14 protein-coding genes are annotated in these 14,183 nt (G+C 67.0%); 5 read left to right on the plus strand and 9 right to left on the minus strand.

What is annotated here, in order from left to right:
* Positions 1-76: 76 nt before the first annotated feature.
* From AAE021_RS09650 to truB, 3 genes are read right to left on the minus strand one after another with little or no spacing between them, the layout of a single operon-like run.
* Positions 77-544 carry a hypothetical protein gene (locus AAE021_RS09650; protein WP_425362474.1) on the minus strand — a complete coding sequence of 156 codons (468 nt, stop codon included), beginning with the start codon at positions 542-544 and terminating at the stop codon, positions 77-79.
* A 2-nt stretch (positions 545-546) separates the two neighbouring features.
* Entirely contained in the window at positions 547-921 is a 375-nt protein-coding gene (locus AAE021_RS09655) for a hypothetical protein (protein WP_342022129.1), read from the minus strand.
* Positions 922-1,875 carry a tRNA pseudouridine(55) synthase TruB gene (truB, locus tag AAE021_RS09660; protein ID WP_342022130.1) on the minus strand — a complete coding sequence of 318 codons (954 nt, stop codon included), beginning with the start codon at positions 1,873-1,875 and terminating at the stop codon, positions 922-924.
* 95 nt (positions 1,876-1,970) lie between these two features.
* Between truB and AAE021_RS09665 the strand changes: the two genes are divergently transcribed.
* From AAE021_RS09665 to AAE021_RS09675, 3 genes are all read left to right on the plus strand, one after another.
* Entirely contained in the window at positions 1,971-3,158 is a 1,188-nt protein-coding gene (locus AAE021_RS09665) for a pyridoxal phosphate-dependent aminotransferase (protein WP_342022131.1), read from the plus strand.
* 1 nt (position 3,159) lies between these two features.
* A complete protein-coding gene (locus tag AAE021_RS09670; RefSeq protein WP_342022132.1) occupies positions 3,160-3,540 on the plus strand; it encodes a hypothetical protein in 381 nt (126 codons plus the stop codon).
* 251 nt (positions 3,541-3,791) lie between these two features.
* Positions 3,792-5,066, plus strand: a complete 1,275-nt coding sequence (locus AAE021_RS09675; protein ID WP_342022133.1) for a ScyD/ScyE family protein — start codon at positions 3,792-3,794, stop codon at positions 5,064-5,066.
* A 136-nt stretch (positions 5,067-5,202) separates the two neighbouring features.
* Here the strand turns inward: AAE021_RS09675 and rbfA are convergent, their stop codons facing one another.
* The 5 genes from rbfA to rimP all read right to left on the minus strand — a co-directional run bounded on the left by rbfA (position 5,203) and on the right by rimP (position 10,986).
* On the minus strand, positions 5,203-5,685 hold the full coding sequence (rbfA, locus tag AAE021_RS09680; protein ID WP_342022134.1) for a 30S ribosome-binding factor RbfA: 483 nt from the start codon (positions 5,683-5,685) through the stop codon (positions 5,203-5,205).
* 188 nt (positions 5,686-5,873) lie between these two features.
* Positions 5,874-8,825, minus strand: coding sequence for a translation initiation factor IF-2 (gene infB, locus AAE021_RS09685; RefSeq protein ID WP_342022135.1), 2,952 nt, complete (start codon positions 8,823-8,825; stop codon positions 5,874-5,876).
* A 132-nt stretch (positions 8,826-8,957) separates the two neighbouring features.
* Positions 8,958-9,335 carry a YlxR family protein gene (locus tag AAE021_RS09690; RefSeq protein ID WP_342025367.1) on the minus strand — a complete coding sequence of 126 codons (378 nt, stop codon included), beginning with the start codon at positions 9,333-9,335 and terminating at the stop codon, positions 8,958-8,960.
* Positions 9,336-9,384: 49 nt separating this feature from the next.
* Positions 9,385-10,356, minus strand: a complete 972-nt coding sequence (gene nusA / locus AAE021_RS09695; protein WP_342022136.1) for a transcription termination factor NusA — start codon at positions 10,354-10,356, stop codon at positions 9,385-9,387.
* The gene (rimP, locus tag AAE021_RS09700) at positions 10,357-10,986 is read right to left on the minus strand and encodes a ribosome maturation factor RimP (RefSeq protein WP_342022137.1); all 630 of its coding nucleotides are present in this window, start codon (positions 10,984-10,986) and stop codon (positions 10,357-10,359) included.
* Between the two features lie 87 nt (positions 10,987-11,073).
* Here rimP and AAE021_RS09705 point away from each other — a divergent pair, with 87 nt between their 5' ends.
* Together AAE021_RS09705 and AAE021_RS09710 are read left to right on the plus strand one after the other, a co-directional pair.
* The gene (locus AAE021_RS09705; RefSeq protein ID WP_342022138.1) at positions 11,074-12,276 is read left to right on the plus strand and encodes a DUF4439 domain-containing protein; all 1,203 of its coding nucleotides are present in this window, start codon (positions 11,074-11,076) and stop codon (positions 12,274-12,276) included.
* A 119-nt stretch (positions 12,277-12,395) separates the two neighbouring features.
* Positions 12,396-13,340, plus strand: coding sequence for an aminoglycoside phosphotransferase family protein (locus AAE021_RS09710; RefSeq protein WP_342022139.1), 945 nt, complete (start codon positions 12,396-12,398; stop codon positions 13,338-13,340).
* Positions 13,341-13,383: 43 nt separating this feature from the next.
* Here AAE021_RS09710 and AAE021_RS09715 read toward each other — a convergent pair whose 3' ends face one another.
* On the minus strand, positions 13,384-14,181 hold the full coding sequence (locus tag AAE021_RS09715) for a sulfite exporter TauE/SafE family protein (RefSeq protein ID WP_342022140.1): 798 nt from the start codon (positions 14,179-14,181) through the stop codon (positions 13,384-13,386).
* Between the last annotated feature and the right edge of the window lie 2 nt (positions 14,182-14,183).

A 14,183-nucleotide genomic window follows, 5' to 3' on the forward strand; every position in this document is an offset into this window, starting at 1 on the left:
TCCTGCCATCGTCTCACGCAGCACAACGTCACGGCGCCACACGCTGCCGGCGGGTTTTCTCCGCCGCCCCGGTGGATCAGGAGCGGACTGCCCCGTTGCGGTGGCGGTACAGCCACACCAGCCCCAGAACCGGCAGCAGCAGGGGAACATAACCGTAGCCGGCCCCAAAGCCGGACCACACGGTGTCATCCGGCAGCGCTGCCGGATCCACCAGTCCAAAGATGCCCACGGCCAGCACACCAACCATTTCGATGCCCACCGCAATCACGGAAACCCGGTAGGACCTCGGGCCGGACCGGGCCAGCCCCACCGTTGCCACGATGTAAACCACGGCCGCAAAGGCGGACAGCAGGTAAGCCACCGGCGCCTCGTCAAACTTGGTGGCGATCTGGAACAGGGCGCGTGCAGTGGAGGACAGCGCAAAGACGGCGTAGACGGCTACCAGCAGCCGGCCCGGTCCGGCGTTGCGGCCCGCGGGTCCAGCTTTGTCCGGTCCGTCCGACGGGCGCGGTGCCTCTGGGCGGTTGGACGCGGAATTGTTCATTTTCATGCGAGGGGTGCTCCGTCCCAGATTTGTTCCATTCGGAACAACATGACAAATACGGTGATGCCCACGGCACCAAGGACCAGGTTGCTCCAGCGGCTGCGGTCCATCAACGACCACCAAATGGCGCCCACCGGAATCAGCAGGGCCGTGAAGAGGTAGCCCCAGAACTCCCACGCCTCCCCGGCCACTCCTTCTCCACCCATCTGGCGGATGACGCCGAAGACGGCGTAGACCAGCAGGAACAGCTCCACGGCCGCCACGGACAGGATGGTGAGGTCATTGGGGCCCTGCTTCAGTATGGCGGCCCCGAAGCACAGCACCAGCGACACCAGGCACACGATGGTGCCCACGATAAACATCGGATCTACAACCACCTACGCCTCGTTTCCGGGCGCAAAGACCAGCAGGGCCTTGGCATAGGCCGCGGGGAACTCCGCGCCTACGGGACCACGGTTTTCCAGCAGGGCCACCAGGGTCCCGCCGGGGGCGAAGGCAGCGACGGGGGCACCGCCGCCGGCTCCTTCTTCGGCTCCCGGGACAGCGGCCGACGGCGGCACGCGCCGGCCGTGGGAAAGGTCGGTTGCTTCCGCGGCGGTGAGCTCACGGACCGGGAACAGGGCCCGGGCGGCGTCGTCGAGCTCCAGGACCGCAAGGTTCCCGGCCAGCTGCTCGAGGGTGGACGCCTGTTCCACGCTGTACGGGCCCACGCAGGTGCGCCGCAGCGCCGTCAGGTGCCCGCCCACGCCCAGTGCGGAGCCCAGGTCCCGGGCCAGCGCCCGGATGTAGGTGCCGGAGGAGCATTCAACGGTCACATCGACGTCGCGCAGCTTGCCGCCGGCTTCCCGGCGGATTCCGTGGACCTCAAAGCGGGAGACGGTGACGGGGCGGGCGGGGAGGTTGACCTCTCCCCCGGCGCGCACCCGCGCATAGGACCGTTCACCATTGACCTTGATGGCGCTGACGCTGCTGGGCACCTGCTGGATATCGCCGGTCAGGTCCGCCACGGCGGCCATGATCTCTTCGTCCGTCACAGCGGCGGCGATGGTCTCCGCGGTGATTTCGCCCTCGGCGTCGTCGGTCACGGTTGACTGGCCGAGCCGGATGGTTGCTTCATAAGTCTTGGAGGTGCCCACAATGTAGGTCAGGAGCCGGGTGGCTTTGTTGATGCCAACCACCAGCACTCCCGTGGCCATCGGGTCCAGTGTTCCCGCATGCCCCACTTTTCGGGTTCCCGCTAGTTTCCGCAGACGGCCAACCACATCGTGGCTGGTCCATCCCTGCGGCTTGTCAACAATAATCAGCCCTGAACGGACCTGCCCGGAATTCACGCCTTTCAGTATATGCGGCGACGGCCTGCGGTTCCTGACGCGGACCGGCGCAGGCGTCCTCGCACGGTGCGCGCCGGCAGCGATAGCATGCGGGTATGCCTGAACTCTCGCCCCATGTCCGGAACGCCGCCGCCAACCAGATCCGCGAGATCACCCAGGCGGCGTGGGCGCAGCCGAACTCCATTGTCCTCAGCATCGGCGAGCCGGGCTTTCCCACTCCGCCGCACATCCTGGAAGCGGCGCAGGCCACCTTGGGCCGGGATGAAACGGGCTACACGCCCAACGCGGGCATCACCCCGCTGCGTGCCGCGTTTGCTGACCGCGTCAGCGTCCAGAACGGACTGGAGGTGTCCCCGGGCCGGGCGTTTGTCACCGCCGGCGCCCAGCAGGGGCTGCATCTGGCCATGAGCATGCTGCTGGACGCCGGAGACGAAATACTCATTCCCAATCCCGGCTATCCCACGTTCGCCATGACCGCGCGGCTGCTCCACGCCGAGCCCATGGAATATCCGCTGTACCCCGAACACGATTTCCAGCCGCGGATCGCGGACATTGAGGCGCTGATCACCGACCGGACCCGTGTGCTGCTGCTGAACTCACCCTCCAATCCCCTCGGCGCCGTTTTCAGCCCCGGGCTGGTGCGGGACCTGGTGGAGCTGGCCCGCCGGCGGGACCTGTGGATCATTTCGGACGAGTGCTACGAAGCGTTCACCTACGATGTCCCGCACGTGAGTCCGCTGGCGTACGACGGCGGTTCCGGCGGGGAGCGCGTCATCGTCTCGGTGACGCTGTCCAAGACGTACGGCCTCACCGGGCTTCGGATCGGAGCCCTGATCACTCCCGCCGGCCTGGAGACCCGGATGAGCACCGTCATGGAGTCGATCGTCTCCTGCGTTGCGTCGCCCTCGCAGTACGCCGCGCTGGCTGCCCTGACCGGCCCCCAGGACTACGTCAGCAACGCCGCCGCCCATTACCGGACCAACCGGGACGCGGCGTCGGCCGTGCTTGACGCCAAGGGCATTCCCTACCTCAAGGCCCAGGGGGCGTTCTACCTCTGGGCCGACATGTCCCATGCCACGGAGGGCAACGTCCGGGCCTGGACGCAGAAGTTCCTGGCCGGGCAGGGTGTGGCGGTGGCGCCCGGGACCGCTTTCGGATCCATCGGCGAAGGGTGGATCCGGGTTGCACTGTGCGGCGGCACTGAAGACCTGGTCACCGGGCTGGAGCGGCTTCCGGCACGGCCGGCGGACGCGTCTGAACCGCCGTCCGGGCCGAACAGCTAGCATGCCGCAGAGGCGGCCGGCGGTGTGCCGCGAGGAACACCGCCGCCGCACAAACCAGGTGAAACGAGTCTCGGATGAGCAAGGCAACCCGCACGCTCCCGGCCGCGGTCCTGGGGATCACCGCCGTCCTGGGATCCGGCGCCGGGCATACGCGGTCAGCGAGCCCTACACCGCCCCGGACGGATCCCCGTCCCTCACCGCTGCCGGGGAAGGATCCCAGGCTCCGGCGTCCGCACAGGAACAGGCAGCCGTGCAGGCAGCCGTGCAGGACGGAGGCGGCAACATCCCGGCCATCGCAGGTGTCCTGCTCACGGGTGCCCTGACCGCGTATCTGGTGGCACGCCGGAAGAATCAAACCTGCAGCACAGACGGCGTCGTCTAACCCGGCGCGGAGCAGTCGACCGCATTACTTGCCCGACACTTGCCCGACGCTCTCGTCGGCTACCCGGTTCAGACCCGCTTACTCACTACGTGGAAGGTTGCTGTGAGTGGTGCATGTGCGCAGCAGTACGCGATATTTACCTGCCGGCAGCCCGAGCCTAGGCTTTGACTGCTTCCTCCGGGGGCGTGGCTGGGAACCGCGGATTGTGGAAGCGAGTCTCGCATTGTTTCCACCAATGCTGAGGAGTTTCCGTGAAAAAATCATCCCGCACCTTTGCCGCACTGACCGCCGCCGCCGCCCTTGGACTGGGCGCTTCCCCGGCTTCCGCCGGAGGCTGGCACCCCGATCCGCCGGATCCGCCCGCGGTGCCGGCGCCCGGGGAGGTCACCACCGTAGCCGACGGCCTGGTGTCTCCCCTGAGTTTCGCAGTGGGGCGTGGCCCAACCTTTGACGTAGCCCAGGCAGTTGCCGGGTTGCTCACCAGAACCGAAGACGGTGAGACGGAGGTTTTGGACGCCGGCCCTGAGGGGTACGAGTCCTCAGCCGTCTCGCGCTCCAGGGGGACCACCTACTACACCTTCACCACCGGGGCCATGACCCATGACCCGGCCCTGAACACCTCGCTGCTCAAGTCGATTGACAGGGACGGAACGATCGAGACCATCACGGACATTGCTGAGTTTGAGTACAGCGAAAACCCGGACAGCGTGAACACCTACGGCTTCCAGGACCTGGATCCTGCCTGTGCCGCCCAGATCCCGCCTGAGGTCCCTGCGAGTTACACCGGCCTCCCTGACTCCAATCCCTACGCCACGCTGCCGACCGGCGATGACAGCGTCTTGGTGGCCGACGCGGGAATGAACGCCATCGTGGAGGTGGACCTCTCCGACGGCAGCGTTTCCACAGTGGCAGTCCTTCCGCCCGTCCCGGCCACGATCACCGCCGAGGCAGCCGCTGCGGTTCCGCTGCCGCCCTGCACCGTTGGTGCAACCTACAATCTGGAACCGGTCCCCACCGACATCGAATGGGGACCCGACGGGGAGCTCTATGTAACGTCGCTCCCGGGCGGCCCTCCAGAGGCTGGCCTGGCTCCGGGGTCCGTCTACCGGGTCAACACCGACGACGGCAGTTCCGAGCTGATAGCCACCGGCTTTGCCGCGGCCACCGGCCTTGCCGTGAACGACAACGGCGACATCTTCGTGGCCGAGCTGTTCGGCAACAGGATCTCGGTGGTGCCGGCGGGTTCCGATACTCCGGAGCTGTTCTACGAAGTCAACCAGCCCGCCGCCGTCGAGCTGCGCGGGGACGTCCTCTACGTCTCCGTGGACGCGCTGCCTCCCGGTGGGCCGGAGGAACCGGGTGCGGAGCAACCTCCCGTGGAGCCACCCGTTGACCCGGCACCTGCTGCCGGCCGGATCATCAGCATTGAGCTCGATTACGGGGACGACGACTGCTACGGAGGAGGCCACTGGCGCCATGGCGGCACCAGCCACGTTCACGGCGGCGTTCACGGGGACGAAGATTAGGAGCCCCGCGCCAGCCAACAAGGCCCAGAGCCCATAAGGCCCCGGAGCGCATAAGAGAGGGGACGGTTCCCGTTGGAACCCTCCCCTCTCTTGGCCTGGCTACCGCCGCGTTCTGACGAAAGGCGGAGCCGGTGGCTTATTTGCTGTCGGAACCGGCGGGAGCCTCCCCGCCGTCCTCGTCGTCTTCGTCTTCGTCGAAGTCCTCATCCTTGCGGTACGGATCGGCGTCGCCGGCGTACGTGGCGCCTTCCTTGAGGGCCTCAAGTTCCGCGTCGCGCTTCTTGGCGGCCCGGATGAGTTCCTCCAGGTGGCTGGCGTTCACGGGAATCTCGTCAGGAACGAATTCGAGCGTGGGCGTCAGGCGCACCGTGATGTTCTTGCCCACCTCGGCGCGCAGGACTCCGCGTGCGGACTCCAGGGCAGCCTTGGTGTCAGCCTGCTGGGCCTCGTCGCCGAAGACCGTGTAGTACACCGTGGCGTGCTGCAGGTCGTTGGTGACGCGGGCATCGGTGAGGGTCACAAACCCCAGCCGGGGATCCTTGATCCGCCGTTCCAGCGCCTGGGCAACTACAACCTTGATTCGGTCAGCGAGCTTCGCAGCGCGTGCTGGATCTGCCATTACCTCTCCTTAACTAAGATTCTTCGGATCGTACAACGACGGCGGCAGGAGCCGGCACATCGCGTACGTCATATGTTCTTGCGCGGCCTAACGGCGGCGCGGAAGCGAAAGGGCCAGCCGCCGTCCGGCGTTGGCCCTCCCGCTGGGGACGGGGCCGCCGGAAACCGGCAGCCCCGTCTCAGGTACTGCTAGGCGCGCGGCTTCTCCCGCATTTCGAAGGTCTCGATGATGTCGCCTTCGTTGACGTCGTTGAACGAGCCCAGACCGATACCACACTCGAAGTCCGTGCGGACCTCGGTGGCGTCGTCCTTGAACCGCTTGAGCGACTCAACGGTGAGGTTGTCACCGATGACCTTGCCGTCACGGGTAACCCGTGCCTTGGTGTTGCGCCGGATGACACCGGAGCGGACGATCGAGCCGGCGATGTTTCCGAACTTGGAGGAACGGAAGACTTCGCGGACCTCGGCGGTGCCGAGCTGGACCTCTTCGTACTCGGGCTTGAGCATGCCCTTGAGTGCAAGCTCAATGTCATCGATTGCTGCGTAGATGACGGAGTAGAAGCGCATGTCCACGCCTTCACGCTCTGCCAGGTCGGCAACGCGCTCGGCCGGCTTGACGTTGAAGCCAATGATGACGGCGTTGTCCACCGTCGCCAGGTTGACGTCGTTCTGCGTGATGGCACCAACGCCGCGGTGGATGACGCGCAGCTGCACGCCTTCGCCAACGTCGATCTTGAGCAGCGAGTCTTCCAGGGCTTCCACGGCACCGGAAACGTCACCCTTGAGGATGAGGTTAAGGGTGTCAACCTTGCCGTCAGCAACGGCCTGGTCGAAGTCCTCGAGGCTGATGCGCTTGCGGCGCTTGGCCAGGGCGGCGTTGCGGTCCGCAGCTTCACGCTTCTCAGCGATCTGGCGGGCGGTGCGCTCGTCGTCGGTCACGAAGAAGGTGTCACCGGCGCGGGGAACGTTGGACAGACCCAGCACCTGGACCGGACGGGAAGGTCCAGCCTCGGAGACGGTCTCGCCGTTCTCGTTGAACATTGCACGGACGCGGCCATGAGCCGTTCCGGCAACGATCGTGTCGCCAACCTTCAGCGTTCCTGACTGGACCAGAACGGTTGCTACTGCACCGCGGCCCTTGTCCAGGTTCGCTTCAATGGCGATACCGCGGGCGTCCTTGTTCGGGTTGGCGCGCATGTCCAGGGCAGCGTCTGCGGTGAGCAGCACGGCCTCGAGCAGGGCGTCGATGTTGAGGTTCTGGCGGGCAGAGACCTCCACGAACATGGTGTCGCCACCGTATTCCTCGGGAACCAGGCCGTATTCGGTCAGCTGACCGCGGACCTTCTCCGGGTTGGCGCCTTCCTTGTCGATCTTGTTCACTGCGACCACGATCGGCACATTGGCTGCCTGGGCGTGGTTCAGTGCTTCGATCGTCTGCGGCATGACGCCGTCATCCGCAGCGACCACCAGGACGGCGATGTCGGTCACCTTGGCACCACGTGCACGCATGGCGGTGAACGCCTCGTGGCCCGGGGTGTCAATGAAGGTGATCGGACGCGTTGCGCCCTCGTGGTCGAACTGGATCTGGTAAGCACCGATGTGCTGGGTAATGCCGCCGGCTTCACCCTCAACAACCTTGGTGTTGCGGATGGCATCCAGCAGGCGGGTCTTACCGTGGTCAACGTGACCCATGATCGTGACTACCGGAGGACGTGCCTCGAGGTCGTCGTCGCCTTCGGCCTCAAGCTCGGCATCGAAGTCGATGTCGAACGTGCTCAGCAGTTCGCGCTCTTCGTCTTCCGGCGAGACAACCTGGATCTTGTAGCCCAGTTCCGAACCCAGGACGCCGAATGTCTCTTCGTCCAGGGACTGCGTGGCCGTTGCCATTTCACCGAGGTGGAACAGTACGGTCACGAGTGCTGCCGGGTTGGCCTCAATCTTGTCGGCGAAGTCCGTGATGGACGCGCCGCGGCGCAGACGGACAACAGTGTTGCCGTCGCCGCGGGGCACCGAAACGCCACCCAGCGACGGAGCTGACATCTGCTCCAGTTCCTGCCGCTTTGCCCGCTTCGACTTGCGCTGCTTGCCGCGTCCTGCGCCGCCCTTGCCGAAAGCACCGGCAGTGCCGCCGCGTCCGCGGCCGCCCTTGCCGAAGCCGCCGCCAACGGGTGCGCCGCCGCCTGCACCGGGAGCTCCACCGGGTGCGCCGCCCGGACCCCTGCGGGGTCCGCCGCCGGCACCGCCGCGTGCCGGGGCTGCCGGACGCTCGGTGCGGTTGGGCATCATGCCCGGAGTCGGACGGGGACCGCCGGGTCCGGCGGGACGTGCCGATGCCGGACGCGGTGCGCCCGGACGGGGTGCGCCCGGACGCGGTGCGCCGGGACGGGGACCGCCGGAGCCTGCTGCCGGACGGGGACCGCCGGCGCCTGCTGCTGCGGGACGCTCAGTATTCTCGTCACGGCGGCCCGGACGGGGCATGCCCTGCGAGGGAGCAAACGGGTTGTTGCCCGGACGCGGTGCGCCCGAACCCCGCTCGTTTTCGCCGCGGCCACGGGGGCGCGGCATGCCCTGGGACGGGGCAAACGGGTTGTTACCCGGACGCGGTGCGCCCGGACGGGGTGCGCCGCTGCGGGCGCCGCCGTCAGCAGGCTTTTCAGCCTCAGGAGCCTTCGGGCCCGGACGTGCGCCGGGCTTGACGGCCGAGGACGGTGATGCAGCCGGCTTGTCAGCGGCCGGTGCCTTTTGGGCAGCGGGTGCTGCCGGAGCCGGTGTTGCCGGCTTCTCGGCGGCGGGAGCTGCGGGGGCCGGAGCCGCGGGAGCCGGAGCTGCCGCAGCGGCTGCCGGAGCCGGGGTCGGTGCCGACGGCGCCGGTGCAGCGGGTGCCGCAGCCGGGCGCGGGCCGGGGGTGCCGGCCTGTGCAGCGGGCTTGGAGTCGGCCTGCGCGGCCGGCTTGGAATCGGCCTGTGCGGCCGGCTTGGAATCGGACGCCGGGAAGGCGCCGCGAAGCTTCTTGACTACGGGTGCCTCAATCGTTGATGAGGCGGAACGGACGAATTCGCCCAGTTCCTGCAGTTTTGCAACTGCGTCCTTCGAGGTGATGCCGAGCTCTTTGGCGAGCTCGTGTACGCGGACCTTGGCCACATTTCTCCTGTCTCGGTCCGCACCGAGCCAGGTACGAACCGTCTATTTCCTGCGGGCTTCCACTGCAGTCACAGCAAAGCCCATAGCAGAGCACAACAAAGCACTCATCGCTGGGTACTCATCGGGTTTCCATCAGATTTCTGACCCGCTTTCAGGTTGGACGGTTTCGAGCCCGCTCCCGGTCGGAGCTGACTCAAGAGCCTTGAACCAAGCTTCCGCATCCGCGGTGTCCACCTGGCCCCGAAAGGCCCGGTTGAACGCGCGTCGCCGAAGCGCTGCTGCAAAGCATGCTGATCCGCGGTGCACCCAGGCCCCGCGGCCAGACATGCGGCGGTGTTCGTCGACCTGGACGGCAATCCTGCCGTCCATGTCCACACCTACCAGCCGCATCAGAACAGCCTGGTCATCCGTTTTCCTGCACCCAATGCATGTCCTCTGCGGAACATGAACTGCAGCGCCTGAGGCTGCAGGGGACAAAAGGAAAGCGGACGGCGACCCGGCCTCATACATTCTAACGCGTTTCTCTCGCTGTGCCGCATCCACCCCGGGACCTGTCTGCTTAAGCGGTCTTGGCGTCGGAAACGATATCAATCCGCCAACCGGTCAGCTTCGCTGCCAGCCGGGCGTTCTGCCCCTCCTTGCCGATCGCCAGCGACAGCTGGTAATCGGGGACGACAACGCGTGCCGAGCGGGTGTCTTCGTCGGTGATCGTCACCGAGTTAACGCGCGACGGCGACAGCGAGTTGGCGATGAACGTTGCGGGATCCTCGCTGAAGTCCACAATGTCGATCTTCTCGTCATGCAGCTCGGTCATGACAGCGCGGACGCGGGAACCCATCTCGCCGATGCAGGCGCCCTTGGCGTTGATGCCCGAGACGTTGCCCTTCACGGCGATCTTGGTCCGGTGTCCGGCTTCGCGTGCCAGCGCCACGATTTCAACGCTGCCGTCGGCAATTTCGGGTACTTCCAGTTCAAAGAGCTTCCGCACCAGGCCCGGATGGGACCGGGACAGGGTAATGGAGGGGCCCTTGAAACCGCGGCGCACATCGACAACGAAGGCGCGCAGCCGGGAACCGTGGGTGTACTTCTCGCCGGGGACCTGCTCCGTGGGAGGCAGCAGTGCCTCCACGGCACCCAGGTTCACCTGGATCATGTGCGGGTTGTTGCCCTGCTGGATCTGTCCGGAGACAATCTCGCCCTCGCGGCCCTTGAACTCACCCACAATGGCGTCGTCTTCGACGTCGCGCAGCCGCTGCAGGATGATCTGCCGGGCGGTGCTGGCGGCGATGCGGCCAAAACCGGTGGGGGTGTCGTCAAACTCGCCCACGGCCTCGCCGTCGTCGTCAACCTCGGTGGCCCAGATGGTCACGTGGCCGTTCTTGCGGTCCACCTCGGCGCGTGCTCTATCCTGCGCGCCGGCGGTCTTGTGGTACGCCACCAAAAGCGCCTGCTCAATGGTCGGAACCAGCAGATCCAGGGGGATCTCCCGTTCGCGTTCCAGCAGCCTCAGCGCACTCATATCAATATCCATCTAGGCCTCCTCAGCTGTGGTTTCTTCATCACTGCCGGCGATGCCGTCCAGCGGTACGTCTTCAATATGCGCGAATTCAACTTCAACGCGTCCCTTGCGGATGTTGCCGAAGGGGAGGGACATCTGCTCGCCCTGCTTCGGCTTCATGCCTTTTTTGACCGGCAGTTCCGGTATCAGCGTGATGCCGTCCGCTTCAACGGACACCAGGCGGCCCTTGACGTCGTCGCCGGTCATGACGTTCACGTTGACCATGCGCCCGACGTTGCGGCGCCAGTGGCGCGGCTCGGTGAGCGGGCGCGAAACACCAGGAGAGGAAACCTCCAGGCTGTAGGGACGTCCGTCGTCGTGCGGATCTGCATCCATGGCTTCGGAAAGCGCATGTGCGACGTCGGAGATGCGGTCGAGGCTGACGCCTCCGGCTTCCCCTTCGGGAAGGTCCACGATGACGTGCACGGTGCGGCTGGCACCGGCCATCTTGATCTCGATGTCCTCAAGGAAAAGCTGCTGCTGTTCAACCGTGGGAGCGAGGAAGTTCTTGAGCCGCTGCGTTTCAGCGGCAATTTCTGCGTGCATGGCCTTCTTGCGGTAATCCGATGACGTGTCTTTTTTGGGGCTGGGCCGAACCGCCATAGGTGCCTCCCACTAGATGATGTTGTACCTACTAGCGTACCGACTTTCCTGAGTCCCATCGGCATCGCAGCAGATGAGGGCCCGTTCATGGCATCATCGGATGTAGTGAAAAAGCCCCCGTCCCGCAGAACGCCCGCGGCCGGCCGCGCCGGACGGGCGATGGCCGTCCTGGGCGGCGTGAGGCGTACCACTGTGTTGCTGGTCCTGGCCGCCGTGGTATTGAGCCTGGGAATGGTCGCCGGAAACGGGTCCGGTGAGGGCCGCGCCGCCAGCTTCTCCGAAATCGCGCAGACCGATGCGCGGGCCTCAGCCCTCGAACTCTCACGGCAGGCCGGCGAACTTGCCGAGGCCGCCCGGTCCACAACGCTGACGGCGGAGCTTGCCCGCCAGGCCGAAGTCCTCAACGAGCAGGCCGCAGTCCTTACCCGGGCCGGCAGTTTCCGCCGCGGCGTTCCGCCCTTCCCAGTTGCCGCGTCCGGAGCTGTCGCGTCCAACACCGGCTCGACTCACGCCGCCGATTCCGATGCCGCAGCGGACTACGTCCGGCTGCTGACCATTTCCGCCCGGTCCAGCCTGGACGGCGCCATCCGTGCGGATGCCGGCACCGCCCGGCTGCTGGCGTCCACCGGGGCCGCCCAGCAGGTGCTGGCCCTCCGGACCGCCGAAGCCGCCGGGCTGGATGCCCCGGAGCCGTGGAAGCCCGTCACGCCGTCCAGCGGAAGCGGCAGGTGCGCTTCCGAGGGAACAGGCGGCGCCAGCCCCTTCGCCTCACCCGGCGTCGCACCCGGTACCTCGTCCGGGACCGTACCCGAGGCCGCCACCTCCGAAACCGGACCGGACGCCGCCCCGGATGCGGCGGCCGCCCTGCAGGCCGCTGTCCATGCCGAGTACGGCGCCGCGTATGCCTACGAAGTCGGTATGGCCCGCACCTCCGGCACCGCCACCCGCGCGGAACTGGACGGGCGCAGGGAAGAACATCTCGCCGCCGGAGCCGAGGCAGTGCTGCTGCTGCCCGAGGTTTGCCTGCCCGCGCTGACCCGGGCACCGGCGTACTCGCTGCCGCCGTCGTTCACTGCGGACCCGGAGTCAGCCCTGGAGGAGCTGGAGGACTCCCTGCCGGCCGTGTATGCCGATCTCGCGGCTCTGGGAAGCGGGACCGTACGTGCCTGGGCGGTGGAGCGCCTGGCGGAGTTGAGCACCGCACTCTATGCGGATGAGGGCTCCGTTCCGGCAGCACCGGGACTGGACCTGGACGCGGCGGGACTGCCGCAGGTCCCCGGCACCCCCTAGCCTGTACTCATGCACTCGTGCCAACACCCCGCCCATCAATCCCGCCCCCTCCCCGGGAAGCGCCGGGCCATGCCCTGCGGCACCCCAGCGGGAAGCCGGACCCGGTTTTGGGCGCCGGAATGACGGTACCCGTGTCCATTCCCGGTCCCCTGCACCGGCAGTACGCCCAAACCCGTGCGGGCCGGGACTGGCTCACATCCCTTCCCTCGCTTGTCGACGCCGCCCGGCAGCGCTGGGGCCTCACCCTTGACCTGCAGGGACGGGAACCATGGCACGGCAACGGGGCCATGGTCCTCCCGGTTGCCTCGCCGTACGGCCCGGCGGTCCTGAAGGTGGCGTATCCGCATGACGAGGCCCTCACCGAACCGGCAGCGCTGGGCCTGTGGTCCGGATTCGGAGCAGTAAGGCTGTACGCAAGCCATGCCGACAGCGGAACGCTGCTGCTCGAACGCCTGGATGACGCCCGGACCCTGTCCGACGCCGCCATGGACACCGCCGTGGAGGTATGGGGCGGGCTGGTGCGGAAGCTGTCACTGCCGGCGGCGGACTCCCCCGGCTGGGCCGGGATCCCGTCGCTGGCCGAACGGACGGAGCAGCTCTCGGACGAGCTGCCCGCCGCCTGGGAAGACCTGGGGCGGCCCATCGAACGGCGCCTGCTGGAAGCGGCGCTGGAGGTCTGCCAGACCCGCGGCGCGGTGGGCCGGCGCAGCAGCAACGACGTACTGGTCCACACGGACCTGCATTTTGAGAACATCCTGTACCGCCGCCCGGGGGCCGACGGGCACGGGTTCGTGGCCATCGACCCCCAGGCGATGGTGGGGGAACCTGAATTTGCCGCCGCCCCCATGCTGTGGAACCGGATCGATGAGCTGGATCAGGCCCGGCCGGAGGCAGCCCTGCGCGGGCGGCTGCTCCGGCTCTGCGCGGCCGGCGGGCTGGATCCGGAAACGGCACGGCAGTGGAGCGTGCTGCGCGAGGTGGACAACTGCTTGGACTACAACCGTGACGGGAAGCGGAAGGACGCGGAACGCTCCGCCTGGGTGGCCGCCACCCTCGCGAACTAAGCTCTGCGCGAGCTGACCCCTGTGCGAACGGACACCTGCAGCCTCAGCCGCGGATGTTCTCCACCCACACGTCGTAGCCGAGCTTGCAGATCAGCGCGCCGACCACCACGAGGAACACCACGCGGATAAACTTGCTGCCCTGCGTGACGGCCATCCGCGCCCCGATGTAGCCGCCCACCATGTTGGCCAGGCCCAGGATCAGGCCAATCCCCCACAGCAGTGCGCCGTTGGGCAGGAAGAACGCCAGGGCGCCGAGGTTGGTGGCCATGTTCACGATCTTGGCCTTGGCGCTGGCGGCCAGGAAGTTGTAGCCAAGGAACGTGACCATGGAAATGATCAGGAAGGACCCGGTCCCCGGTCCGATCAGTCCGTCATAGAATCCAATCGCCAGGCCGATGGCACCGGCGGTTCCATAGTGCCGGCGGCCCTGGTGGCGCAGCTTGGTCAGCTCGCCGACTGTTGGTTTGGTGGCTGTGAAGATCGCCACCGCAATCAGGGCCACCACGATGATCGGTTTGAACACCGAGGACGGCAGCGACAGAGCGAGCACGGCGCCGCCGAAGCTGCCCACCAGGGCAACGCCGGCCATGGGCAGGGCCGTGCGCAGGTCAGGATGGGCACGGCGGTAGTACGTGATGGCGCTGGTGGTGGTGCCGAAGATGGAACCCATCTTGTTCGTAGCCAGCGCCTGCACCGGAGTAATCCCCGGAATCAGCAGCAGTGCGGGCAACTGCAGCAGTCCCCCGCCGCCCACCACAGCATCAACCCAGCCGGCGGCCAGGCCCGCCACCACCACAAGCAGGATGGTGGCGAGCTGGATCTCCTCGAGACCGGAGACCACCG

The organism is Arthrobacter citreus (assembly GCF_038405225.1).
Taxonomy (GTDB): domain Bacteria; phylum Actinomycetota; class Actinomycetes; order Actinomycetales; family Micrococcaceae; genus Arthrobacter_B; species Arthrobacter_B citreus_A.

What these genes read in the sequence shown, in the direction of transcription:
- AAE021_RS09665 (WP_342022131.1), top strand. Translation starts at nt 1,971, where the DNA reads ATGCCTGAACTCTCGCCCCATGTCCGGAACGCCGCCGCCAACCAGATC.
- nusA (WP_342022136.1), bottom strand. Translation starts at nt 10,356, where the DNA reads ATGGATATTGATATGAGTGCGCTGAGGCTGCTGGAACGCGAACGGGAG.
- AAE021_RS09690 (WP_342025367.1), bottom strand. Translation starts at nt 9,335, where the DNA reads ATGTATGAGGCCGGGTCGCCGTCCGCTTTCCTTTTGTCCCCTGCAGCC.
- rbfA (WP_342022134.1), bottom strand. Translation starts at nt 5,685, where the DNA reads ATGGCAGATCCAGCACGCGCTGCGAAGCTCGCTGACCGAATCAAGGTT.
- AAE021_RS09670 (WP_342022132.1), top strand. Translation starts at nt 3,160, where the DNA reads ATGCCGCAGAGGCGGCCGGCGGTGTGCCGCGAGGAACACCGCCGCCGC.
- AAE021_RS09710 (WP_342022139.1), top strand. Translation starts at nt 12,396, where the DNA reads ATGACGGTACCCGTGTCCATTCCCGGTCCCCTGCACCGGCAGTACGCC.
- AAE021_RS09650 (WP_425362474.1), bottom strand. Translation starts at nt 544, where the DNA reads ATGAACAATTCCGCGTCCAACCGCCCAGAGGCACCGCGCCCGTCGGAC.
- AAE021_RS09705 (WP_342022138.1), top strand. Translation starts at nt 11,074, where the DNA reads ATGGCATCATCGGATGTAGTGAAAAAGCCCCCGTCCCGCAGAACGCCC.
- rimP (WP_342022137.1), bottom strand. Translation starts at nt 10,986, where the DNA reads ATGGCGGTTCGGCCCAGCCCCAAAAAAGACACGTCATCGGATTACCGC.